Here is a 22,950-nt window from a genome sequence, read left to right on the forward strand (position 1 = left end):
TGGTTCAGCGGCGCCCGCCGAACTCCCAGGCGTGGACCTCGATGTTCGCGTACCGGTCCTGGGTCAGGATGCCGCGTGCCGCGTCCGGGTCCGGGGCCCGGACCAGCGCCGCCGTGCCGAGCCAGGTGTCACCGTCGTCGGCCAGCAGTGGCCCGTACGCGATCAGTTCGTCCCGGCCGGGCGGCAGGTCGAGGTCGGCCGCCGGGCCCTCGCCGAGGCCGAGGACCAGGTACTGGCTGCCACTGCTCCGGTCACCGGGAAAGTCCCACATGGTGCGCCCCAGCAGGTTGCGCCATCGGCGCAGCAGCACGTCCCGGTACGCTCCGGCCTGGTAGTTGGGTTCGTCGAAGGCGAACGCGCGGGCAGCGGCGGCGTCCGGCAGATCGACGATGTGGACGCTTCCGGTGAGCGTCTCACCATCGTGGGTGAAGGTCGGGCCGCGAGCGCTCAGTTCCTCCACGTACCGGTCCATGTAGGACCAGTGCTCCTCCACCAGCTCCTCGCGCAACGCGAGGGAGCCCGGCCGGTCTCGGTGGTAACAGAAGTACTCCATGGTCACAGACCCTTCCTCACACCGCCCCGGGGCTCAAGTCCCATCACCGATCGCCACCGGACTCCCCCATCGGACCACCCCAAACACTGGCGTCACTCTATGTGAGGCATGTTACTTCCATTCATGAGAGTATCATGAATGGAAGTAACATGAATGAACGCCTAGATCATGGAGGTGGACCGCCATGAACGGATTCATCGGACGCCGCACCGAGCTCAGACTTCTGGACGACCTGTTGCGGCCAGTGAAGACGGGCGGGCGCAGCGGGCGCCCGGGGCGGGCCGTCCTCATCCGCGGGCGCCGCCGGGTGGGCAAGTCCCGCTTGGTGGAGGAGTTCCTGGAGCAGACGGGCCTGCCGCATGTGTTCTTCACTGCCGTCGGCGGCTCCCGTGAGGAGGATCTGGCGGGTTTCGCCGCCGAGGTGGCCTCTTCCCGACTTCCCGACGTGGCGCGGTTCAGGGACTTCGCCGCCCCGCTGACCTGGGACGCCGCGCTGACCATGCTCGCCTCCGCGCTGCCCACCGACTCCCCCAGTGTGGTGGTCCTTGACGAGATGCCCTACCTCGTACGCGAAGACCCGAGCTTCGAGGGCGCGCTGCAGAAGGCATTCGACCGGACGCTGTCGAAACTGCCCGTTCTGCTCGTCCTCATCGGCTCCGACATCGCAATGATGGAACAGCTCAACACCTACGGGCGGCCCTTCTACCAGCGGGGCACCGAAATGGTCGTGCCGCCGCTGAATCCCGCCGAGGTCGCCTCGATGCTCGATCTGCCGCCCGCCGACGCCTTCGACGCCTATCTGGTGTCCGGCGGGCTCCCGCTCATCCTGGAGGAGTGGCCGCAGGGCGCCGGGTTGTGGGAGTACCTCGAACAGGCTCTGCGCAGTCCGACCTCCGCCCTCCTGGTCAGCGGCGAACGGTCCCTGGCGGCCGAGTTCCCCGTCGAGGCGCAAGCCCGCACCGTCCTGGGCGCCATCGGCCACGGCGAGCGCACTTTCACCCTGATCGGCAGAGCTGCCGGCGGCCTCAACCCCAGCTCGCTATCCCGCTCACTGGAGCTTCTCACCTCGCGTCGCATGGTCACCGCGGAGCTTCCCCTCTCCACCAAACCCAGCCGGGAGACCCGCTATCGCATCGATGACCCCTACCTGCGCTTCTGGCTCTCCTTCATCGGTCCGGGCATCCCCGCGATCGAACGCGGCCGGGGCGACCGCGTCCTCGACACCATCCGTGCCGGCTGGACGTCCTGGCGGGGCAGGGCCATCGAGCCCGTCATCCGCGAAGCTCTGTGGCGACTCGGCTCCGACGACGGGCAACTACCCGCGAGCACGAATGTGATCGGCGGCTACTGGACCCGCACCAACGACCCGGAGATCGACCTCGTCGGCGCCGACCGCGCCCCCATCGCCAAGAAGATCACCCTCGTGGGTTCGATCAAGTGGCTGGAGAACAAGCCTTTCGACAACCGCGACCTCGCCCGCCTCATCACCCACCGCTCCCAGCTTCCCGGCGCCGACGACACCACCCCCCTGCTCGCCGTCACCCGCAACGGCTGCACCGCCGACATCTCCTCTCTCACCCCCGAGGACCTCCACGGCGCCTGGAGCTGAGTCCGTGGCAGGCCGCGCTACTGCACGTCGGCCGGAGCGGTACGGAGTGGTCACCGCAGGTACCCACACGACACTTGGATCCGGGAGGCAGCAGACGACGAGACGTGTCCAAGACGTAGCCACGGTCCGAAAATGCTGTCCGGCCGCCCGGGGCCCTCGGGACGCTACGCCGGGCCCGGGGGCAGGTGGACGGTCATGATCAGATGGCAGGTCTCGGTGCCCGAGCCGCGGTAGGTGTGGGTGGCGTCGGCGTCGAAGGCGGCGGTCTGCCCGGCGGTGACGGTGTACTCGGTGCCGTCGACGACGAGGGTCATCTCGCCCGTGGTGACGTTGACGGTCTCGGTCACGCCGGCCTGATGAGGGTGGCTGGGGTATTCCTCTCCGGGTTGCAGTGTCCAGCGCCAGACTTCGGTGGCCGCGGGTCCGCCGGTGGTCAGCATCAGCCGGGCCTCGCTGCCGCGCTCGCCCTTCCACAGGGGCGTGACGGTGTCGGCGCTCACCACCCGCACGCGCTGTTCGGGGCGCCCTTCCATCAACGCGGAGACGGAGGCGCCGAGGGTGTCGGCGAGGCGGACCAGGGTGGCGAAGTTCGGGTTGCCCTGAGCCTTCTCCAGGGCGACCAGGGCGCCCTTGCTGACCTTGGCCCGGCGGCCGAGTTCGTCCAGGGAAAGCCCGGCGCGGGTACGGGCCGCGCGAACGTTGTGCGCGAGCGTCCGCAACGCCGCCTCGGTCTCCGTCATCGCTCTCACCCTCGTAGGAGATGGATCAGTGCACTGCACCCGTCGGTCGTTCGGTTGACTACTTCCGGTCGGTGCGCTGTACGGTGTAGTCGTTCTGTTGATACTAAGGGATGAACCATCCCTGATCGCTCCGCTGCTTGCCCTGGGCGGTTCCCTGGCCTACGGATGCGCCGACCTCCTCGGTGGCCCCGGTGCCCGCAAGGCCCATGCCCTGCGGACCGTGACGGTCGCCGCCCCGGCCCACTCCCCTCGAACGGATACCCCCGCACGATGACCACCTTCCGCCTCAGCCCCGCCGTCGCCGACGCCTTCCCCCACACCCTCATCGCCATCGTCACCGCCACCGGCCTGCGCGGCCACGAGCCCTGGCCCGCCACCACCACCGCCCAGGAAGACCTGGAGGCCCAGCTCGCCGCCGGCACCTGGACCCCCGCCGACGAGAGCGACCCGCGCGTCGAGGCATGGCACACCGCCTACCGCTCCTTCGGTACCAACCCCCGCCGCATCCGCCCCAGCGTCGATGCCCTCGGCCGCCGCCTCGCCAAGAAGGGCGCACTGCCCCGGATCAACCCGGCCGTCGACTCCTACAACACCGTTTCCGTCCGCCACGGCCTGCCCGCCGGCGCCTTCGACCTCGACCACGTCACCGGCGACGTCGAGATCCGCTACGCCGAGGGCACCGAGACCTTCACCCCGCTCGGCGAACCCGACACGATCGAGAACCCCAGGACCGGCGAGATCATCTACACGGACACCACCGACGTCCTCACCCGCCACTGGAACCACCGCGACGCCCACCGCACCCGCGTCACCGAAGACTCCACGCACGTCGCCTTCGTCCTCGAAACCCTCCACGCCACCCGCGACGGCCACCTCCTCACCACCGCCGTCGGCGAACTGCGGGACCTGCTCACCGACCACTCCGCCCGGAGCACCGTCCACCACCTCAGCCCCGCACACCCGCAGGCCACCCTCTGACACCACACCGCTGGAGCGCCATCCTGACGCATACCGCAGTATGCTTGCCGTATGTCCTCAACGACTCGCATCACCGTCACGCTCCCCAGCGACCAGGTGGCGGAGCTCCGCAAGCTCACGGACAACGTCTCCGGCTATGTGGCGGAAGCCGTGGCCCGCCAGATCCGGCATCAGCTTCTCGGTGATGACCTCCGCCGCCACGAGGAAGAGCACGGATCATTCAGCGACGAGGAGCTGACCGAAGCCCGCACAAGGATCTTCGGCACCACCGACCCCTCCAAGAGCGCGAACGCCGCGTGAGCGAGCGCATCGAGACCGTCGTCCTGGACTCCGAGGGGCTCTCCGCCTGGATCGCGCAGGACCGCAAGCTCCTCGCGATACTTCAGGTCTTCCACGACATGGGAGCCGATCTGGTGATCGGGGCGAACACCATCGTGGAAGTCAGCCATTCCCGCACCAACATGCCTCGACTGAACTGGGCCCTGTCCCGGATCAAGGTGGAACCGGTCACCGAGCAAGGCGCCAAAGCGGCAGCGGAGTTGCTCAAGGACGCCGGACTGCACGGGCACAAGTACGCCATCGACGCCACGGTCGCCGAGGTCGCCCTGCGCCAGCCGAAACCCGTCGCACTCCTGACGTCCGACAGCGACGACATGACCAAGCTCTGCGGCAGCCAGGTCCGCATCATCCCCCTCTGACCAACTGGGGGGGGACGGCCGACCGGGGCGGTCTCGTCAGCCCAGGAGAGCCGGCTCACTGGGCGGGCTCGTCCCGCACCGGCTCGGAACGTGGCCGGACGGGGCCGTTCGTACAGGTGCTGTCGACCCCAGCGTTACCGGGTGGGGGTGCGGTGCAGCATTGACGCTACTCCTACGTCCGAGGGGGCGTAGCCGATGCCCCGCAGGATGACGACGGGGACTCCGCGGCCGCGCTGGCCGAGGATGATCCCGGCTGCTGCGGCGATCATGTCGGTGAAGGTCTCCTCCTGTTGCTTCCCGCCGTCCTCGCTGAGTCGCAACGGCGCGACTCCGGCGGCGCCGATGGAGATGCAGGTGGCGCCGCGACGGTCGGCGCGGCCGTCGGAGTCCGCGATGACGACCGCGACGTTCGCGCCGGAATGGGCGATCAGTGCGTCGCGCAGGGCGCGGGCGGAAGCGTCGGGGTCCTCGGGAAGCAACCACGCCCCTTCGGTGCCGGCGCGGTCGATCCCGGCGGAGGTGAGTTGGTGGCCGAGGGTATGCCAGGCGATGATCGGACCGCGCTCGGTGGCCAGGAAGTAATCGGTGGAGTGGTCCAGGATGAGCTGGACCACGGTGGCCGGCTTGCCCGTACGGGCTGACAGAGCCATGGCTTCGGCAAAGGGCGTGACGTCGGCCAGGGCGACGTAGCGCTTCTCTGCGATCGAGACGACCTTGCTGGCGACCACCACCACGTCACCGTCCAGCAGTTCGGTGCCGGTCCGGGAGAGGGCGTCGGTGATCGCGCTCGGGAGATCATCGCCGGGCTGGACTGAGGGGAAGGGCTCCAAGCCGAACGCGGAGAACCCGGAAGTGGTGGGCGGGATGGCGGTCATGGTGCTCCTGCTGCTGGGGAAAGATCGGTGCGTAGGCGGTCGTGGGCGGCGGAGAGCATCCGGGCTCGCTGCCGGGGGGTGGCGTGCTGCGCGCTGGTGAGCCAGTCACAGACGCGGTGCAGGTAGTGCGGCCATAGCCGCGCGGCCGCAGCTGAGGCCGGCATACCGGAGGTGGCGGCCCGCCAGGCATCGGCGAGGTGCAGCGGCCAGGGCCTGCCATCGTATCCGCCAGGGCCAGGCGTGAGGTTCTTGAGCGATGCGACCATGTCCCGCACACGGCCGGGCGGCAGGTGCCGCTCGGTCGACCGGTAGACGACCGCACGGGCGCGGACCTGTGCGGGCTGGGACCACGCTGCGGTGAGGTGCAGCAGGACCGGAACGGCCTGGTGGAAGATCGCCGGGAGATGGCTGAAAGAGCCGGCGTGCTGCTTGGGGTCCGTGAGATGCACGGAGTTGACGGGGCCGGTCGTGGCGGCGGTCAGCAGCAGGAACGCGTCAATGCCGTACCCGGCGACGCGCTGCGCGAGTTCGTCCGGCAGCTCGGCCACGGCCTGCCGGGCGGCGGTGAGTGCCCGGCGGGACACGGCGAGGTCGCCGGCGAGCGGCTGCGGAACGTAGAGGCCGGTGATGGCCAACTACCAAGGGCCGGGCCAGATGATGCGTCAGATTGGCCTCGTCCCAGTGCCGGGGGTAGTCCGCGACGGCGAGGGCAGCACCCTGCTGAACCTGGTCCAGGAGGGCACGGTAGATGGCCGGGTCCGGAGTGACGCCCAGGGTCATTCACGACATGGGAGCCGACCTGGTGATCGGGGCGAACACCACGGTGGAAGTCAGCCATTCCCGTACCGACATGCCGTGCTTGAACTCGACCCTGTCCCAAATCAAAGTGGAACCTGTCACCGAACAAGGCACCAAAGCGGCAGCGGCTCCTTGGGCGGGCTCGTCCGGCACCCGCTCGGGCCCGGGTTTCCAGAGCAATGTGGACTCGTGTCCCGGAGGCGTGTCATGCGCGCCGACGCCAGTGAGCATCCCCGGAGTGGTCGGCTCATTGCCCTGTACAGGGCGGGACGAGGTGCGTGCTGCGGCCGCCAACCAGCGCCCCGCCGCACGGTAGCGGCAGGCAGAGGGGCCGAGCATGAAGAACGGCTGCGGCGCGGGGCTGACAACCGGCTTGCGTAGGATTCGGCGCATGATTCGCGCAGTCGTATTCGACGTCGGTGAGTGCCTGGTGGACGAGACCCGCGAGTACGGAACCTGGGCCGACTGGCTCGGCATCCCGCGGCACACCTTCGCCGCCATGTTCGGGGCCGTCATCGCCCAAGGCCGCGACTACCGAGATGTCTTCCAGGAGTTCCAGCCCGGCTTCGACCTGTACGCCGAACGGGAGCGCCGCGCTGAGGCCGGCAAGCCGGAGCACTTCGGGGAAGAAGACCTGTACCCAGATGTCCGAGACGCCCTGCACGCCATGCGGGCCGACGGCCTATGGCTCGGCATTGCGGGCAACCAGACTGTCCGCGCCGGCGCCATCCTTCGCCAGCTGTTCTCCGAGGACGTCGACCTGATTGGGACCTCCGACGACTGGGGCGCGAGCAAGCCCGACCCGGCCTTCTTCCGTCGCGTGGCCGAGGTAGTGCCCGCCGACCCCGGGGAAATCCTCTACGTCGGAGATCGCGTGGACAACGACCTGCGCCCCGGAGCAGCTGCTGGGATGCTCACCGCGCTGGTGCGCCGTGGCCCATGGGCGACGATCCAGTGGAACACCGACGAAGCCCTCAGCCTTCCCACCTTCCGTTTGGAAACCCTCCTCGAACTCTCGCCGAAGATCGCGGAGTTCAACGCGCGAGGGCGCTGACCGTCGTCGACCACCCGTACAACCGGTCATCGAGGTCACGCACGCATTGCTCGTGCTGATGAGGGGCCAGCGCGCGCCGCACCTCCCGCACCCGGTCCATGCCCGTCGCGTACCAGGTTGCCTCTAGCTGATCGAGGGCGCGGCGGGCGTGCTCGCAGGCACCATCGGGGTTCCCCGCCGCCGCCTCGACCGCTGCCAGGTCCCCGTAGACCACGCTGCGCTGCTTGCCCTCGGCGGCCGGCAACTCTTCGAGAACCCTGAGGAGAGTTGTCCGGGCCTGCGGCAGGTGCCCGGCCTTCAATTGGGTGTTCCCCTTGAAGGCGCCCAGGCGCACCGGGCTGAACCAGTCCAGCCAGTCAGGCGATGGGTGTTCGGTGCCTGCATCGAGCACGTCCTCGGCGTGGCCAATCAGGTGGAGAGCCGTCCTAATGTTCCCACACCGGGTTTCGCACTCGGCCTCGACCGCGTCCAGCCATGCCAGCAGTTCCGCCGACGGCGCGCCGCGGCGGGCGTAGGTCCGGGCGGCAACCATTCGCTCTGCTGCATCATCCCGGCGGCCAGCCCAGGCGGGGATGAAAGCCATGTGGGCAAGGACAGCGGAACCGAGCAGCGGATCGTCGGCCTCGCCCGCTGCCTGGAGGGCGCGGAGAAGCGTGTTGCCCGCGTGGTCCGGTTCGCACAGGTCGAAGAACTCGATCCGGCCTGCCAGCAGCCAGGTCTCCGCGAGTGCGGCAGCCACCGCACGCCGCGTTTGCCCAGCTGTCTCCGGGAGAAGGGCACATCCGAGGGCGGCATGCGCGATCGCGGCTGGGCGAAGGGTTGCCGGGGCGACGGACCAGTACAGGCGTCGATGCGACCGGGTCACGGCCTCGAAGTCGGGGGCGACGGACGCGGGTTGCATGGTGGCGGTCGCTTGCGCAGGAACGGTGGCAAGGCCGACCGTGCCGCCTGTCAGACCACGATGCCCTGCATCTCGGCGGTCGCGCCCGTCCGGAGGACTGAACCCCAGCGCATCGAGGTCCTGGCCAAGGGTCCGTGTGAGGGCTTCGCCGAGTTCGGGGTGTGGCCATGGCGGATTCTCCGACTCCCACCGGCGTACCTGCCGAACACCGACACCAAGCGCTGCGGCGAGGGCTTGCTGCGAGTGGTAACCGGCAGCGAGGCGAGCGGACTTCAGACGGACGTTGCTGGGCTTCGGTGGCACGGTGGTCCTCCCTCATGGCAATGGCGCCAGTCTCACACCAGGCCCTCTGGCTAGCCACTCACGCCCCAGAAGAATGCATGAAAGTCCTCTTTCGTGCCGAGAAGAGTCCTCTGAAAGCCCTCGGAATGAGAAGGGACGCAAGCCAACCTAAGTGGACGATCACAGCTACGGGAGGCTCAGGTGCCGTCCACGCCCACAATCAAGCACTGCCGGTTGGAAAGCGCCGGCGAGGCGTGGGACGCCGTCCGCGTGCCTCGCAGCGTTGGCAATGACGCGGTCTCCATCCTCGGGAGCCTGGTTGGCGCCGCTCTTCAGGACCCGCACGAGGGGTGCATGTATTTCTTCATCGCCCCCGGGTCGGCGGCCAGGTGGGAGCCCCCCGATGTGCCCGGTGCCCGGGTCCTCGGGCCTGGCGCTCACGTCGTGTTCCCGCCGCCGAGACGAACCTCTGGGCCTGGCCCGTATTGGCGGGTCTGCCCGGCAGGCGACAGGCTCCTCACTGATACAGCGGCGCTTCGGGCCGCCCTGGAGGATGCAGCGACTCCACGGACGGAGTCAATCCTGTGATGGTTCCTGCGGTGGTTCGCTTCGCAGAGCGGCGATACCCGAGCGCGACCGGATAACGCACCTTCGCAAGGTCATGGTCCTGGGGCTCGTGGACACCGCGAGCGCCCCGGTCAGGCCCCTTACCCCCGTAACGAAGATCAGACAGAAGGAGTCCATCATGACCGCGTGTGCACACTGCGAGCGGCTGCGCTCAGAAGAGACGGCAGCCTCGCGGGTCGGTGACTACTCTCGCGCGACGGACTGCCGCGTACTGCTCCGCAGACATCCTCACCGCAGCGGCGCAGCCGCGCCGGAGCAGACCAGCCCCGTGCTGGCACGCCAGTGAGGCCACTCCGTCCCGGCTGCGCACTCGCGCGTGCAGCCGGGACGGCCGGGCCGACAACTCGGCACGGCCCCCGCGCGTATCGCGTCGGCCGGCCCTCATAGCTCCCGCGTCACCCAGGTACCCGGCCTGGGGCGAGCGGGTGGCCAGGCCGCCGTCCTGCGGCCGGGCAGGTAGAGCCACGCAACCCGACTACATCGGAGGGCACCCATGGCAACACCATTAATCGAAAGGGATCGGGAGACGTACACCGTCACCCGCGACCCGAGGACCTTCGTCTCCCCGGAGGTGTGGGACCGTGAGGTCACTCTGCTCATGCGCGACTACCCGTTCGACAAGGTCATGGCGGAGCGTCTGTTCGCCGGCGCCGTCTCGTACCTCATCACCGCCATGGAGAAGTTCGGCCAGGGCCTGGAGATGTGCTGCGGGCGGATCGTGGACATCGCGGTCCACGTGTTCATCCTCGACACCCGCAACTACCGGGAGTTCTGCGAGACGAACTTCGGCGGCAGGTTCCTGGAGCACATCCCGGAGATCGAGTTCAAGCACGACGGCTCCGTGGAGCGTACCGCTCACATCATCGCGGACAACGGTTTCCCTGTGGACTGGCCGCTGTGGGAAGCCGACTTCGCGAAGTGCGGGCCGTGTCACCCCGGGGCGAGCTGCCACTGACGCCGTAGGGCTGGGCTGATCCCTTGTGCCCGGGACCGCTTCACGCGGACCCGGGCACTCTTTATGCCTATATATGATGGTTTCTGACTTTCACGTACGTCCCGGGGGTGCCGTCGGTAGCGTGGCGCCACTGGAGTTCGTCTCTCCCCCGGAGGATTCACATGTCCAGCGCCGGCCCCATGACCGCAGCCGAGTACTGGGACAAGTACAAGCCTCACCGAGGCGAGAAAGCCGAGCGGCGCCCGGTGGCGGACCGCTTCGACTGGACCGGCATCCCTGGCTCCGGGCCCGGGGCAGAGGTCCTGGGCGAGCCGAAGACCGCGCTCGACCTGGGGCCGGCCGAGGGCGAGAACGCGGCCTTCCTGACCCGGGCCGGCGTCGAAGTCATCGGCGTGGACTTCTCGCCCGCTCAGGTCCGCCGCGCCCGCGAGTTCTGGAGCGACGTCCCCGGGCTGGAGTTCGTCCACGCGGAGGCCTGCGCCTTCCTCGACGGTGATCTGAGGTGGTGGGATGCCATTTACTCGACATGGGGCGCGGTCTGGTTCACCGATCCAGACGCCCTCGTCCCGCGCGTCCTGCGCCGCCTGTCCCCGGGCGGCGTCTTCGCCTTCTCGCACCGGGAGCCGATTGCCGGTCAGTTCGGGGCGCAGCAGATGGGCGGGAAGTGGCTGGAAGGCCGCGAGAAGGAGTTGACGGTGTACCGGTGGCAGTACAGCGCGGAGCAGTGGGCCGGTGTGCTCAAGCTCCACGGCTTCGTGGACATCCGGTCGGAGGTACTGCCCCACCCGGATGCCGGCTCCCTGGGGACGCTCCTGGTCCGGGCGTGCGCGCCTCGATGACCCTCGTGCTGTTGGCGCGGCGAGGTCGAAGCGGTGACCTCGCTGCCGGCCTGGCGTGACCGGTCCGGCCCGCGCCGCCGGCGAACAGCCACTCGCCATGTCGATGCTGCCCTTCGCACGCGAAGCCCCCGTCCTCGCCTTCGAGCAACGCATGCGTGAGGCCCTCGGCTGACCTCTACGAGCTGCTGGTCGCCTCGTCCAGGAGCAGATACAGCAGACCGACCAGGCTGCCACTGCTGACGATCTCTCGGCGGTCGATCATGCCCCGGATCTCCGAGATCGGAATCCACTCGATTCGGTCGGACTCGTTCAACTCGGTCGGTGGGCCCGTGTACGAGGCGGTCTCGGCACGAAAGACGAAGTGCTCGGAATCCGTGATGCCGTTCGCCGGTTGCGCGTACACCAGCGGCTTGACGCCCTTCACCCGCCAGCCGGTCTCCTCCTCGACCTCGCGGGCAGCCGCCTGTTCCGGAGTCTCGTCGGCCTCGATGAGGCCCATCGGAAGCTCCCAGCCCCAGGTGTCGGTGATGAACCGGTGCCGCCACATCATCAGCACACGCTTCTGGTCGTCGACCACGGCCGCTACGGCCAGGTGCCGCATCCGGACCACATGGTGTTCCCACCGCCGGCCGTCAGGCTGCTGGACGTCCACGAGCCAGAGGTTCACCCATGGGTTGTTGTAGATCTGCCGCTCGCCATGGACGGTCCACTGCATGAGCCAAACTCCCTTGTGTCAGTGAAGTACCCAGCATGTCACTTTGACGAGAATCCGACCGCCAAGTTGGAGACGAAGACCTCGGGGCTCAAGCTCCGAGCCCCGAGCGCTCTTTGAGTGGAATGGGTGGATGGGCTTGTACCCACCCACCCACCCTCCTGACCCGCAAGGGTTGACTTTCCGCGTTCGAGTTGCGACGCCAGGTAGCCGCGCTCTAGCTTCAGCGAGGACACAGAACAAGACGGCCCCTGCCGGTGAGGAAACACCGCCAAGGGCCTGACCACCTCGATCGAAAGCAATGGAGTACCGATCAGATGGCTGCCAGCCAGTTTAGTGGTGCCTCCGCACCCGACCACCCGATGGCCAACCCCGGTTACGGCAAGCGCTCCGCGCCGGACCAGCGCCCCCGCACCGGCGCCGACTTCACCCACCTCGTCCCCCGCGACGCCGCCATCGCCTCGTACATCGACTCACTGCGCGACGGCGCCGACATCTCCGTGAAGACCCTCGCCAAAGCCCTCCCGTACGGACAGTGCGCGATCCGCACCACCCTCAACCGCCTCCAGGAAGAGGGCCACCTGCGCCGGGGCAGCGAATGCGTCGCCAGCGGCGAGAACCTGATCTGGGTGACCCGGACATTCTTCTCCCGCACCGCCCGCGACGACACCTGGTGGGCCGCCTTCAGCCGAGGCGACGTACCAACAGAAACCCAACGCACCACCCGCTCCCGCGCGTTCATCCTGCTCGCCGCACTCGGCCGCACCACCCCCGCCCTCTCACTCTCCCACCGCGACTGCGTAACCCTGGAACCGCAAATGACGGAATGGCTGACCCGAGGCGCCACCGAAGCCGAGATCACACACGCCCTCACCTCAGGCCTCCCCGACCGCATCCACCACCCGGCCGCCCTCATCGCCACACGCCTCCAGACCAAACTGCCCCCAGCCCGCGAACCCCACACCGTCCTGCGCTCCCTCGAATGCAGCGAATGCCGAGCCCCCGGCACCCCCGAAGCCCTACCCGGCGGCAAATGCCGCACCTGCCGAGGCACCCCCACCCACCAGGAACCCACCCTCCCCGCCCAAAAAGTCCGCGCCCAGGCCCGAGCCGTACGAGCGGGCCTGATCCCCAAATCAGACCGCCCCAAGCGCTGACGGCCCCGGGTTCAGCCACTGTGCCGCCTAAGCGACATAACCAATCACGCTTAGTGACGAACCTGTCAACTATGATAGTTGTTATACGCTTGAACGCATGGAGACGAAGACGTACACAACCATCGACCTGCGCAAAGGGATGGGCGAGATCCTGGACCGAACCCGGATCGCCGGTGAGGCCGCCGCAATCACCCGCAAGGGGAAGACGGTCGCCTACTTGGTGCCGGCCGAGTGGTTCGAGCAGATGGCTCGTCGGCACCAGTCGCACGAGGTGGCCTGACCCACCCTCCATACCAAGGAGCCCGAACCATGCCCGCCCATGCACTCCACTTCGATGGGTACGAGGGGGAACCCCTGCGGATTCCACCCATGCCCGAGCGCACCCCTCAAGCACTCCGGTTGGCCATTCAGGAACACACTCCACAGCTCCTCCCGGACTTTGAGGCTCACTGGAAGCGCGTCATCGGCGACGCCTTCAGCATCACCCCCGTGCCGGCCTTCATGCGCCTGTGGTGGACGCAGTACGCCATCGCGCGAAATCCCGTACTCGACTCACACCTTCGCGACCTCGAAGCCCGCGCCGCCAAGTCCGAGGACCCCGAGGAGTCCACCCGGCTTCTGGAGGAGTACAGCCGCCTCCGGCATGAAGCCGCCGACAGGAAGCCCGGAGAGTGATCGACGAACCACTCCGGCCGCCTTGGCAGATGGACTGGACGAAGCAGGCGCAGCACGATTTCCAGAACATGCCTGCCGAAGGCAGCGACCTGGTCATGAGTGCCCGTGCGGAACTGGTCACCGCCGAAGACCCGTACTTCCGGGGAATCGATGCCGATGCTTCGCTCCCGCACTGGATGACCGTTCGGCCGCTGGCCTCCACAAGCCCCGGTGGTCCTCATATCGTGGACCTGGCCGGCGGACGCGGCTGGCTCATCTACACCTTCATGCGCCGCCACGCCGACCCACAGATCGTCGTCACCGAAGCCTTCTGGGCCTGACGCCCGCGTCACCCGCAATGCGGCCAGGTGACCCCCGGCACCCACGCACACAGCGGCCGCCGGATCGCTCGATCCGGCGGCCGCCGCAGCCCTCGTGCCGCCCGGTCAGGCGGTCTCGGCCGGCCACCAGTCCGGGTGGTCGGCGTACCACTGCACCGTGCTCTCCAGGCCCGCCGTGAACTCGATCGACGGGGTGAAGCCCAGCTTCGTGATCTTGCTGAAGTCGAGCGAGTACCGCAGGTCGTGGCCCTTGCGGTCGGCGACCTGGCGGATCATGGACGGGTCGGCGCCGCACAGCTCGACCAGGCGTCGGGCGATCGAGACGTTGGTGACCTCGACGCCGCTGCCGATGTTGTAGACCTCGCCCGGCTCCCCGTCGGTCAGGACCAGTTGCAGGGCCGCGCAGTGGTCGGCCACGTGCAGCCACTCACGCACGTTGCGTCCGTCGCCGTACAGCGGCACGGGCTTGCCGCGCAGCAGGTTGGTGATGAACAGCGGGATGAGCTTCTCGGCGTTCTGGTACGGGCCGTAGTTGTTGGAGCACCGGGTGAGCCGGATGTCCAGCCCGTGCGTGCGCCGGCAGGCCAGGGCGACCAGGTCGCTGCCCGCCTTGGACGCCGCGTAGGGCGAGTTGGGCTGGAGCGGCTCGTTCTCGTCCCACGAGCCGCGCTCGATGGAGCCGTACACCTCGTCCGTGGACACGCACAGCACGGTCGCCACGTCGTGCCGGGCGCAGCTGTCCAGGAGCTGCTGGGTGCCGACCACGTTCGTCGAGGCGAACGGGACCGCGCCGGCGACCGACCGGTCCACATGCGACTCGGCGGCGAAGTGCACCACCACGTCGTGTCCGGGCAGCACCTCCTCCAGGGCGGCCGCGTCGCGGATGTCGCCCCGGACGAAGGTCAGCCGCTCGTGCCCGATCGGCAGGTTCGCCGTGTTGCCCGCATAGGTGAGCAGGTCGAAGACGGTGACCTCGGCGTCCTCGTAACCGGCGTACTCGCCCGCGAGCATCGCCCGCACGTACTGCGAGCCGATGAAGCCGGCTCCGCCTGTGACAAATACCTTCACGTCGTCCCGTCTCCTCAGCCGACCGGCAGAACCTTCAGGGAGCGGCGGCGGACGCCGTCACCCGAATCCACGATCGAGGAGATGTGCGAGACGACCCGCTCGTCGGCCGGGTCGTTCGCCGGGTCGTCGTGCACCCGCAGGATCTCGTACGTGGTGCTGCGCTGCGCCGGTACGCGGTCGGCGCCGCGGATCAGTTCGAGCAGCTCGGGCAGGTTGGAGCGGTGCTTGGCGCCCGCGGAGGAGACGACGTTCTCCTCCAGCATCACCGAGCCGAGGTCGTCGGCCCCGTAGTGCAGGGTCATCTGGCCCATCTCCTTGCCCGTGGTCAGCCACGAGCCCTGGATGTGCGCCACGTTGTCCAGGAAGAGCCGTGCGACGGCGATCACCCGCAGGTACTCCAGCGACGTCGCCTGGGTACGCCCGCGCAGCTTGTTGTTCTCGGGCTGGTACGTGTACGGGATGAAGGCGCGGAAGCCGCCGGTGCGGTCCTGCACGTCGCGGATCATGCGCAGGTGCTCGATGCGCTCGGCGTTCGTCTCGCCCGTGCCCATCAGCATGGTGGTGGTCGATTCGAGACCGAGCCCGTGCGCGGTCTCCATGATCTCCAGCCAGCGTTCGCCGGACTCCTTGAGCGGGGCGATGGCGGTACGGGCGCGGGCCGGCAGCAGCTCGGCGCCGGCCCCGGCGAACGAGTCGAGTCCGGCGTCGCGGATCCGGGTGATCGCCTCCTCGACCGGGACCTTGGAGACCTTCGCCATGTGCGCCACCTCGGAGGCGCCCAGCGAGTGGATCACCAGCTCGGGGAAGCGCTCCTTGATGGCGGAGAACATGCTCTCGTAGTACTCGACGCCGTAGTCCGGGTGGTGGCCGCCCTGGAACATGATCTGCGTGCCGCCCAGCTCAACCGTCTCCGCGCAGCGGCGCAGGATGTCGTCCAGGTCCCGGGACCAGCCCTTGGCGGTGTCCTTCGGAGCGGCGTAGAACGCGCAGAACTTGCACGCCGTGACGCACACGTTCGTGTAGTTGATGTTCCGCTCGATGATGTACGTCGCCTGGTTCTCCCGGTCGGCGTAGCGACGGCGGCGCACCGCGTCGGCCGCCTGGCCGAGTGCGTGCAGGGGTGCGTGGCGATAGAGCTCCAGGGCCTCTTCGGGCGTCAGGCGGCCTCCGGTGGCGGCGCGGTCCAGAGCAGCGGTGAGATGACTGGTCGGGATGGCCATCGGGCCACCTTTCTGTTTCGGATGGATCGACGCGGCGCTCCTACGAGGTGCGCCCGGTCTCCAGCAGGTGGATCCTCAGGTCGGGCGCGAAGCCGGCGTCGGCTCCGCCGACCCGGCGGGCGAACTCGCGCAGTCCGGCGAGCTGCCGCTCCCCCAGGTCGAAGTCGAGCGCGGACAGGTAGTAGCGCTTGAGCGTCTCGACGTCGAACTTCGCCCAGCGGGCCGCCTTCCGGCAGACCACGTCGATCTCGTCGAGGAACAGCTCACGCGACTTCAGGAATCCGGAGTGCACCTCACGGACCAGCTCCGGGTGCTCGGCGACGAACTCGCGCCGGGCCGCGAACACCGCGAAGACGAACGGCAGCCCGGTCCACTCCCGCCACATCTCGGCCAGGTCGTACACCTGGAACCCGAAGGTGTCGGCCTGCTGGAGCGAGGCGCGCAGCGCGGCGTCGCCGATGACCACGGCCGCGGGGGCCCCGGCCATCATGGTGGGCAGGTCCGGCGGGCAGTCGAAGTACTCCGGCTTGACGCCGATGGACTCGGTGAGCAGCAGCTCGGCCAGGCGCACGGTGGTGCGGCTGGAGGTGGTCCGGGCGAGCGGGACGCCGTCCAGCTCCTCCAGCGGCACCTTACTGAGCAGCAGACAGGACATCACGGGCCCGTCCGCGCCGACCGCGATGTCGGGCAGCACGACCAGGTCGTCGGCATGGCGCAGATACTCCATGACGCTGATCGGGCTGATGTCCAGCTCTCCGGCGACGAGGGCGTCGCTGAGGCGTTCCGGCGAGTCCCTGTGCAGGTCGAGGTCGAGCAGGCTTCCCGTACGGGCCAGCCCCCAGAACAGGGGCAGGCAGTTGAGGAAGTCGATGTGGCCGACGCGCGGCCGGCCGAGTTCGGCCGACGGGGCGCGCAGGGCCGGCTCGTAGCCGGTGACCGCCGTCATCAGCCGTCCGCCGAATCCGGTCCGAGGACCTCGACGCCGTCGCTGATCCGGCGTACATGGATGCACTCCCCCGGGCACTCCTTCACCGAGTCGGTGACGTCGCGCAGGGCGATGGTCGGCACGAGGACCGTGGCACCCGTGTCCTGGAGCAGATCGCCGTCCGCGTTCCTGACGTAGGCGAGCCCGTCGATGTCCAGCTCGAAGACATCGGGCGCGTACTGACAGCAGATCCCGTCACCCGTGCACAGGTCCTGGTCGATCCAGACCTCAAGGGCATCGCCCCGGAGGTCCTCGTCCCGTACGGTCATCGCGCACACCTGCCGATACTTGTCGTGATGATGGTCATGAGTCAGACCCGCATGGGCTGGGGGGTCTCGCGGATCTCCGGATCCGGGCCCTCGTACTCGCGGACGGTCTGATAGAGCGTGTTGCGCTCCACGGGCTGGAACCCGGCGTCGCGGATCAGGTCGAGCAGGCTCTCGCGGGACATCTTGTCCGGAGTGCCGTAGTTGTCCGCGTCGTGCGTGATCTTGTACTCGACAACGGAGCCGTCGATGTCGTCGGCGCCGTGGTTGAGCGCGAGCTGTGCGGTCTGGAGGCCGTGCATCACCCAGAAGACCTTGACGTGCGGCACGTTGTCGAAGAGCAGCCGCGAGACCGCGAAGGTCTTCAGGGACTCCGTCGGCGTCGCCATCTTCGTCCTGGACATCAGCCGGTTGCGTTCCTTGCCGTCCATGGAGTCATGGAAGTCGTGCTGGTAGCGCAGCGGGATGAAGACCTGGAAGCCGCCGGTCTCGTCCTGGAGTTCACGCAGCCGCAGCACGTGGTCGACGCGGTGCCGGGGCTCCTCGATGTGCCCGTAGAGCATCGTGCAGGGGGTCTTGATCCCCTTCTCGTGGGCGAGACGGTGGATGCGCGACCAGTCTTCCCAGTGCGTGCGGTGGTCCACGATGTGCTGGCGGATCTCCCAGTCGAAGATCTCCGCACCGCCGCCGGTCAGCGACTCCATGCCCGCGTCGATCAGCTCGTCCAGGATCTCGCTCGCCGGGAGCCCGGAGATGCTCTCGAAGTGATGGATCTCGGTGGCGGTGAACGCCTTGACGGCGACCGTCGGCGGCAGCGCTTCCTTCAGTGCCCGGATCGAGCGCGGGTAATAGCGCCAGGGCAGCGTCGGGTGGAGGCCGTTGACCAGGTGCAACTCGGTGAGCTGGTCGTTCTCCATCGCCTTGGCCAGCTTCACGGCCTCCTCGATGCGCATGGTGTACGCGTCCATCTCGCCCGGCTTGCGCTGGAACGAGCAGTACGCGCACGAGGCCGTGCACACGTTGGTCATGTTGAGATGGCGGTTGATGTTGAAGTGAACGACGTTGCCGTTCTTCCGCGTACGGACCTGATGGGCCAGCCCGCCGAGCCAGGCCAGGTCGTCGCTCTCGTAGAGACCGATACCGTCCTCCCGGCTGAGGCGTTCGCCGGCAGCGACCTTCTGTTCGATTTCGCGTTTGAATCCTGCGTCCACCCGTGCGTCTCCTCAGCGTGAAATCCGGCATGAGAACGGTCTGCTAACCCCGCGAACACAACAGCCCCGGGCAGCGCAGCTCCATGCTCCTGGAACCACCGCTAAGAGATTCCCTACAGATACGATCCAGCTCCTCCTACGCGGCGACCCCTTGCCCGTAACGTGAACTCTCGCGAAGGTCCGCCTCCGGACCGAGACACGCGCATCGGCGTAAGGATGAAGACGCATGTCGAATACAGCGACCGCCTCCCCCACCCGGCAGCAGGCCCGCGGACGGATCGTGTACCCCCTGGTCGCCACCGTGGCGACCGTCATCGTCTGGCTCATAGCGCACGCCACCCTCGACGACGGCCTCAAGGCGAAGGCCCAGGGCGGCGACATCCAGGAGATCGGTCTGCCGGTGGTCATCGGCGTGACGCTCGTGGTGGGCTTCGCCGCCCTCGGCGTGGTGACGCTGCTCGACCGCAAGTCGCCCAACGCCCGCACCCTGTGGACGGTGATCTCCTCGGTCATCTTTCTGCTGTCCCTGCTCGGCCCGGCCGGCAGCGGCGACGGGGGCGGCTCCAAGGTCGCGCTGCTGTGCATGCACGTCGTCGTGGCCGCGGTGCTGATCCCCGGGTTCGCGCGCACCGCACGAAAGGACTGACGCATGGCGAAGACCGCGCTCAGCCTCCACAAGAAGGGCGGCGCCTTCGTCCTCGACGGTGTGAAGGGCTCCTCCGCGACGCTGACGTTCGAGCGTGGCATGCGCAAGGGCACGGTCACCGTCGGTGGCCGTGCTCTGCCGATCGCGGCCACCGGCCGGGGGCGCACCCGCGTCACGGCCGCCGAGCCCGCGATCCTGTGCCTGGACGGCCAGGGGGCGTTCGTGCCGGGCGGCGGCGCGCCGGTCGAGTGGCGTACGTCCAAGCCGCACCGCGGCCACTACCGGGCGACGCTCGTCCGGGGCTCCGACGAGATCGACTTCTCGTTGTCCAGGTCCGACGGCAAGTCCGTGCAGATAGCGGTCACCGGCCAGTGGGACGAGCTCGAACTGCTGGCGCTCGCCGGGTCGTTCGCGCTGCTGTCCCGCCGCCGCGGCGACACGTACCGCAAGATCGCCATCGCCGGCGTCGTCAGCCACGGCCCGCACTGAGCCGTGACCGCCTCCCCGCCGGACGGACCCGGCCTCCGGGTCCTCGTCGTCACCGCGGTCGCCGCGGAACAGGACGCGGTGGCGGGCGTCTTCCGGGACGCCGCCACCCCGCCCGTACCCACCCCGCTCGCCGCCCGCACCCTGCACCGGGTGACCACGGGCGGCGTCGGCGTGGACGTGCTGGCCGCCGGTGTGGGGCCCGCCGCCGCGGCCGCCTCGACCGCTGTGGCGCTGACCGCCGCGGCGCACCGGGGCGCCGGCTACGGCCTGGTCGTCAGCGCCGGGATCGGCGGCGGCTTCCAGCCCGAGGCACCGCTCGGTTCCCTCGTCGTGGCGAGCGAGCTCGTCGCTGCCGACCTGGGCGCCGAGACGGCCGACGACTTCGTGCCGGTCACCGAACTGGGCTTCGGCACCATCGCGTACCGGCCCGACGCCACGCTCGTGGCCCGCGTCGCCGAAGCGACGCGGGCCGGTACGGGCGCGGTCCTCACCGTCTCCACCGCGACCGGCACCGCCGCGCGGGCCGCCGCGCTGCGGGCCCGTCACCCCGGCGCACTCGCCGAGGCGATGGAGGGGTTCGGGGTCGCCGAGGCAGCGGCAGCGGCCGGCTGCCCGGTCGTGGAACTGCGCGCCGTCTCCAACGCGGTGGGCCCGCGCGACCGGTCCCAGTGGCGCATCGGCGACGCACTGGCCGCCCTCGCGGACGCCTCCGGCCGGCTCACCTCCGTGTTCGAGGATCTGCCGGCCGGACGGTCCGATGGGGTGCGGGGTCAGTAGCGGTAGTGGTCGGGCTTGTACGGGCCCTCGACCTCGACACCGATGTACGCGGCCTGCTCCGGGCGCAGCGTCGTCAGCTTGACGCCGAGGGCGTCGAGGTGGAGGCGGGCGACCTTCTCGTCCAGGTGCTTGGGGAGCACGTAGACGTCGGTCGGGTACTCCTCGGGCTTGGTGAACAGCTCGATCTGGGCCAGGGTCTGGTCCGCGAAGCTGTTGGACATCACGAACGAGGGGTGGCCGGTGGCGTTGCCCAGGTTCAGCAGGCGGCCCTCGGACAGCACGATCAGGACCTTGCCGTCCTGGAACGTCCAGGTGTGGACCTGCGGCTTCACCTCGTCCTTCACGATGCCGTCGATCGCGGCGAGGCCGGCCATGTCGATCTCGTTGTCGAAGTGGCCGATGTTCCCGACGATCGCCTGGTGCTTCATCCGGGCCATGTCCGCGGCCATGATGATGTCCTTGTTGCCCGTCGTGGTGACGAAGATGTCCGCCTGCTCCACCACGTCGTCGAGGGTGGCGACCTGGTAGCCGTCCATCGCCGCCTGGAGCGCGCAGATCGGGTCGATCTCGGTGATGATCACGCGGGCGCCCTGGCCCCGGAGGGACTCCGCGCAGCCCTTACCGACATCGCCGTACCCGCAGACCACGGCCGTCTTGCCGCCGATCAGCACGTCGGTGGCCCGGTTGATGCCGTCGATCAGCGAGTGACGGCAGCCGTACTTGTTGTCGAACTTCGACTTCGTCACCGCGTCGTTCACATTGATCGCCGGGAACAGGAGCGCCCCCTCGCGGTGCATCTCGTACAGCCGGTGCACACCCGTCGTGGTCTCCTCGGTGACCCCACGGATCTCGGAGGCGAGGGCCGTCCAGTCCAGGCCGCTGTTCTCCAGCACGGCGCGGACGACGGCCAGTTCCTCGTTGTCGGCGGTGGGCAGCTCGCCCGTCTTCCGGTACTCGACGCCCTTGTGGACCAGGAGGGTGGCATCGCCGCCGTCGTCCAGGATCATGTTCGGACCCGTGTGGCCGGGCCAGGTCAGCGCCTGCTCCGTGCACCACCAGTACTCCTCCAGCGTCTCGCCCTTCCAGGCGAAGACGGGGACACCCGCCGGGGCGTCCGGGGTGCCGTCCGGGCCGACCGCGATGGCGGCCGCCGCGTGGTCCTGGGTGGAGAAGATGTTGCAGGACACCCAGCGGACCTCGGCGCCGAGCGCGACCAGGGTCTCGATCAGCACCGCCGTCTGCACGGTCATGTGCAGCGAGCCCATGATCCGGGCACCGGCCAGCGGCTGGGCGGCGGCGTACTCCTTGCGGATCGACATCAGGCCGGGCATCTCGTGCTCGGCGAGGGTGATCTCCTTACGGCCGAAAGCCGCGAGTGAGAGGTCGGCGACCTTGAAGTCGGTGAAGGCGACGTTCGGCTGAACGGGCATGCGTGCTACTCCTCGGGTTCTGAAAAGTCTGGTGGGTACCGCGTCACCGCTCACGGCATGTCGTGGAGAGCCGGTGCGATCTCCTGGGCGGCCTCGCTCCCGTAGGCCCGCGAGACCGTGGCGAGCAGGGCGTCGCGGTCGAGGCCGTACGCCTGCGAGCCGACGGCGCCCAGGGCGGAGGCGGCGGTCACACAGCCGAGCCGGGCCGCCGCCTCCAGCGGCAGCTTCGCGCTCACGGCCGCGAAGAAGCCGGCGCGGAACGCGTCACCGCCACCGGTCGGGTCGGTGACCTCCGTGCCGGGCACGGCCGCGACCGTACGCGTCGCCTCGTTCCCGCTGTCGATCCGGGCGCCGTCGCCGCCCAGGGTGGTGACCCAGGTGTCGACGCGTTCGAGCACGTCGTCGCGGGTCCAGCCGGTGCGCTCCAGCAGCAGGGCGGCCTCGTACTCGTTCGTGAGCAGCCACCGCGCACCGGAGACCAGCTCGCGTATCTGGTCGCCGTCGAGGCGGGCGAGCTGCTGGGAGGGGTCGGCGGCGAAGGGAAGGCCGAGCTGGCGGCACTCCGCGGTGTGCCGGACCATCGCCGCCGGGTCGTTCGGGCAGACCAGGACCAGGTCGGGCCGGTCCCAGGCGCCGACCAGCTGCCACAGGTCGATGTCGCGGGCCTCTTCCATGGCACCGGCGTAGAACGAGGCGATCTGGTTGGCGTCCTCGTCGGTGATGCACATGAAACGGGCGGTCTGCCGCTCGGCGGAGACCCGCACGGCTCCGGTGTCGACGCCGTGCTCCTTGAGCCAGACCTCGTACTCGGCGAAGTCGGTGCCCACGGCCCCGACCAGCAGCGGACGCAGGCCGAGGCTGCCCAGACCGAAGGCGATGTTGGCCGCGACCCCGCCCCGGCGCACATCGAGCCCGTCGACCAGGAAGGAGAGCGAGACATGGGCGAGCTGATCGGGGATCAGCTGGTCCGCGAACCGGCCGGGAAAGGCCATCAGATGGTCCGTGGCGATGGAGCCTGTCACCGCGATACGCACATTAACTCCTGAACTCCTGTCGGGCGGCCCGGAGCCGGGCCGCGGCGAAGA

General features: G+C 68.9%; 27 protein-coding genes and 1 pseudogene. 15 read left to right on the forward strand and 13 right to left on the reverse strand.

All coding sequences use genetic code 11. The features are described from left to right. Nucleotides 1-4: 4 nt before the first annotated feature. Nucleotides 5-553: a YciI family protein gene (locus P8A18_RS33740; RefSeq protein ID WP_306061716.1), complete on the reverse strand. Its 549-nt coding sequence runs from the start codon at nt 551-553 to the stop codon at nt 5-7. A gap of 184 nt (nt 554-737) precedes the next feature. Between P8A18_RS33740 and P8A18_RS33745 the strand changes: the two genes are divergently transcribed. Beyond that, a complete protein-coding gene (locus tag P8A18_RS33745; protein WP_306061560.1) occupies nt 738-2,162 on the forward strand; it encodes an ATP-binding protein in 1,425 nt (474 codons plus the stop codon). 164 nt (nt 2,163-2,326) lie between these two features. Here the strand turns inward: P8A18_RS33745 and P8A18_RS33750 are convergent, their stop codons facing one another. Further along, complete coding sequence (locus P8A18_RS33750) at nt 2,327-2,902, reverse strand: helix-turn-helix domain-containing protein (protein ID WP_306061562.1); 576 nt, start codon at nt 2,900-2,902, stop codon at nt 2,327-2,329. Nucleotides 2,903-3,023: 121 nt separating this feature from the next. Here P8A18_RS33750 and P8A18_RS33755 point away from each other — a divergent pair. The 4 genes and pseudogenes from P8A18_RS33755 to P8A18_RS33770 all read left to right on the forward strand — a co-directional run. After that, nucleotides 3,024-3,143: pseudogene (locus P8A18_RS33755) on the forward strand (EamA family transporter); the annotation flags it as partial. 29 nt (nt 3,144-3,172) lie between these two features. Next, nucleotides 3,173-3,880, forward strand: a complete 708-nt coding sequence (locus P8A18_RS33760; protein ID WP_306061564.1) for a B3/B4 domain-containing protein — start codon at nt 3,173-3,175, stop codon at nt 3,878-3,880. 51 nt (nt 3,881-3,931) lie between these two features. Beyond that, nucleotides 3,932-4,180 carry a type II toxin-antitoxin system CcdA family antitoxin gene (locus P8A18_RS33765; RefSeq protein ID WP_306061566.1) on the forward strand — a complete coding sequence of 83 codons (249 nt, stop codon included), beginning with the start codon at nt 3,932-3,934 and terminating at the stop codon, nt 4,178-4,180. Continuing rightward, nucleotides 4,177-4,578, forward strand: a complete 402-nt coding sequence (locus P8A18_RS33770; protein ID WP_306061568.1) for a DNA-binding protein — start codon at nt 4,177-4,179, stop codon at nt 4,576-4,578. Before P8A18_RS33765 ends, P8A18_RS33770 begins: the two co-directional genes overlap by 4 nt. 134 nt (nt 4,579-4,712) lie before the next feature. Here the strand turns inward: P8A18_RS33770 and P8A18_RS33775 are convergent, their stop codons facing one another. Together P8A18_RS33775 and P8A18_RS33780 are read right to left on the reverse strand one after the other, a co-directional pair. Beyond that, nucleotides 4,713-5,453: a coenzyme F420-0:L-glutamate ligase gene (locus tag P8A18_RS33775; protein WP_306061570.1), complete on the reverse strand. Its 741-nt coding sequence runs from the start codon at nt 5,451-5,453 to the stop codon at nt 4,713-4,715. Further along, on the reverse strand, nt 5,450-6,088 hold the full coding sequence (locus tag P8A18_RS33780) for a hypothetical protein (protein WP_306061572.1): 639 nt from the start codon (nt 6,086-6,088) through the stop codon (nt 5,450-5,452). Before P8A18_RS33780 ends, P8A18_RS33775 begins: the two co-directional genes overlap by 4 nt. Nucleotides 6,089-6,642: 554 nt before the next feature. Here P8A18_RS33780 and P8A18_RS33785 point away from each other — a divergent pair. Then, nucleotides 6,643-7,305 (forward strand): HAD family hydrolase, encoded by a 663-nt coding sequence (locus P8A18_RS33785; protein ID WP_306061574.1) that lies wholly within the window; start codon nt 6,643-6,645, stop codon nt 7,303-7,305. Here the strand turns inward: P8A18_RS33785 and P8A18_RS33790 are convergent. After that, nucleotides 7,286-8,509 (reverse strand): helix-turn-helix domain-containing protein, encoded by a 1,224-nt coding sequence (locus P8A18_RS33790; protein ID WP_306061576.1) that lies wholly within the window; start codon nt 8,507-8,509, stop codon nt 7,286-7,288. The genes P8A18_RS33785 and P8A18_RS33790 overlap by 20 nt on opposite strands. A 1,099-nt stretch (nt 8,510-9,608) precedes the next feature. Here P8A18_RS33790 and P8A18_RS33795 point away from each other — a divergent pair. Then, on the forward strand, nt 9,609-10,070 hold the full coding sequence (locus P8A18_RS33795; protein WP_037710878.1) for a glycine-rich domain-containing protein: 462 nt from the start codon (nt 9,609-9,611) through the stop codon (nt 10,068-10,070). Nucleotides 10,071-10,249: 179 nt separating this feature from the next. Beyond that, on the forward strand, nt 10,250-10,909 hold the full coding sequence (locus tag P8A18_RS33800; RefSeq protein WP_306061578.1) for a class I SAM-dependent methyltransferase: 660 nt from the start codon (nt 10,250-10,252) through the stop codon (nt 10,907-10,909). A 175-nt stretch (nt 10,910-11,084) separates the two neighbouring features. Here the strand turns inward: P8A18_RS33800 and P8A18_RS33805 are convergent, their stop codons facing one another. Continuing rightward, nucleotides 11,085-11,624 carry an NUDIX hydrolase gene (locus tag P8A18_RS33805; protein ID WP_306061580.1) on the reverse strand — a complete coding sequence of 180 codons (540 nt, stop codon included), beginning with the start codon at nt 11,622-11,624 and terminating at the stop codon, nt 11,085-11,087. 359 nt (nt 11,625-11,983) lie between these two features. Here P8A18_RS33805 and P8A18_RS33810 point away from each other — a divergent pair, with 359 nt between their 5' ends. From P8A18_RS33810 to P8A18_RS33825, 4 genes are all read left to right on the forward strand, one after another. Beyond that, nucleotides 11,984-12,778: a hypothetical protein gene (locus tag P8A18_RS33810; RefSeq protein ID WP_306061581.1), complete on the forward strand. Its 795-nt coding sequence runs from the start codon at nt 11,984-11,986 to the stop codon at nt 12,776-12,778. Between the two features lie 97 nt (nt 12,779-12,875). Further along, nucleotides 12,876-13,058, forward strand: a complete 183-nt coding sequence (locus tag P8A18_RS33815; RefSeq protein ID WP_018555988.1) for a type II toxin-antitoxin system Phd/YefM family antitoxin — start codon at nt 12,876-12,878, stop codon at nt 13,056-13,058. A 29-nt stretch (nt 13,059-13,087) separates the two neighbouring features. Further along, nucleotides 13,088-13,453: a hypothetical protein gene (locus tag P8A18_RS33820; RefSeq protein ID WP_306061583.1), complete on the forward strand. Its 366-nt coding sequence runs from the start codon at nt 13,088-13,090 to the stop codon at nt 13,451-13,453. Further along, complete coding sequence (locus P8A18_RS33825; protein ID WP_362932711.1) at nt 13,450-13,773, forward strand: hypothetical protein; 324 nt, start codon at nt 13,450-13,452, stop codon at nt 13,771-13,773. Before P8A18_RS33820 ends, P8A18_RS33825 begins: the two co-directional genes overlap by 4 nt. Nucleotides 13,774-13,878: 105 nt before the next feature. Here P8A18_RS33825 and rfbB read toward each other — a convergent pair whose 3' ends face one another. The 5 genes from rfbB to mqnE are packed head-to-tail and all read right to left on the reverse strand — an operon-like array spanning nt 13,879 to nt 18,523. Further along, entirely contained in the window at nt 13,879-14,841 is a 963-nt protein-coding gene (gene rfbB, locus P8A18_RS33830) for a dTDP-glucose 4,6-dehydratase (protein ID WP_306061585.1), read from the reverse strand. A gap of 14 nt (nt 14,842-14,855) precedes the next feature. Then, entirely contained in the window at nt 14,856-16,061 is a 1,206-nt protein-coding gene (gene mqnC, locus P8A18_RS33835) for a cyclic dehypoxanthinyl futalosine synthase (RefSeq protein WP_306061587.1), read from the reverse strand. A 40-nt stretch (nt 16,062-16,101) separates the two neighbouring features. Beyond that, a complete protein-coding gene (locus P8A18_RS33840; RefSeq protein ID WP_306061589.1) occupies nt 16,102-17,007 on the reverse strand; it encodes a menaquinone biosynthetic enzyme MqnA/MqnD family protein in 906 nt (301 codons plus the stop codon). Next, on the reverse strand, nt 17,007-17,315 hold the full coding sequence (locus tag P8A18_RS33845) for a ferredoxin (RefSeq protein ID WP_018555727.1): 309 nt from the start codon (nt 17,313-17,315) through the stop codon (nt 17,007-17,009). Before P8A18_RS33845 ends, P8A18_RS33840 begins: the two co-directional genes overlap by 1 nt. 41 nt (nt 17,316-17,356) lie before the next feature. Next, complete coding sequence (gene mqnE, locus P8A18_RS33850; protein WP_306061592.1) at nt 17,357-18,523, reverse strand: aminofutalosine synthase MqnE; 1,167 nt, start codon at nt 18,521-18,523, stop codon at nt 17,357-17,359. A gap of 226 nt (nt 18,524-18,749) precedes the next feature. On the opposite strand from mqnE, the gene P8A18_RS33855 reads away from it, so the two are divergent. From P8A18_RS33855 to P8A18_RS33865, 3 genes are read left to right on the forward strand one after another with little or no spacing between them, the layout of a single operon-like run. Then, the gene (locus P8A18_RS33855; RefSeq protein WP_306061594.1) at nt 18,750-19,169 is read left to right on the forward strand and encodes a DUF6069 family protein; all 420 of its coding nucleotides are present in this window, start codon (nt 18,750-18,752) and stop codon (nt 19,167-19,169) included. A 3-nt stretch (nt 19,170-19,172) separates the two neighbouring features. Next, nucleotides 19,173-19,658, forward strand: a complete 486-nt coding sequence (locus tag P8A18_RS33860) for a hypothetical protein (RefSeq protein WP_306061596.1) — start codon at nt 19,173-19,175, stop codon at nt 19,656-19,658. A 3-nt stretch (nt 19,659-19,661) separates the two neighbouring features. Next, nucleotides 19,662-20,435: a futalosine hydrolase gene (locus tag P8A18_RS33865; RefSeq protein WP_306061598.1), complete on the forward strand. Its 774-nt coding sequence runs from the start codon at nt 19,662-19,664 to the stop codon at nt 20,433-20,435. On the opposite strand, the gene ahcY is transcribed toward P8A18_RS33865, so the two are convergent. Together ahcY and P8A18_RS33875 are read right to left on the reverse strand one after the other, a co-directional pair. Further along, nucleotides 20,429-21,865: an adenosylhomocysteinase gene (gene ahcY, locus P8A18_RS33870; RefSeq protein WP_306061600.1), complete on the reverse strand. Its 1,437-nt coding sequence runs from the start codon at nt 21,863-21,865 to the stop codon at nt 20,429-20,431. The two genes, P8A18_RS33865 and ahcY, sit on opposite strands and share 7 nt — an antisense overlap. Nucleotides 21,866-21,915: 50 nt before the next feature. Then, on the reverse strand, nt 21,916-22,899 hold the full coding sequence (locus tag P8A18_RS33875; RefSeq protein ID WP_306061602.1) for a carbohydrate kinase family protein: 984 nt from the start codon (nt 22,897-22,899) through the stop codon (nt 21,916-21,918). Nucleotides 22,900-22,950: the final 51 nt, after the last annotated feature.

Source organism: Streptomyces sp. Mut1 (assembly GCF_030719295.1).
Classification (GTDB): Bacteria; Actinomycetota; Actinomycetes; order Streptomycetales; family Streptomycetaceae; genus Streptomyces; species Streptomyces castrisilvae.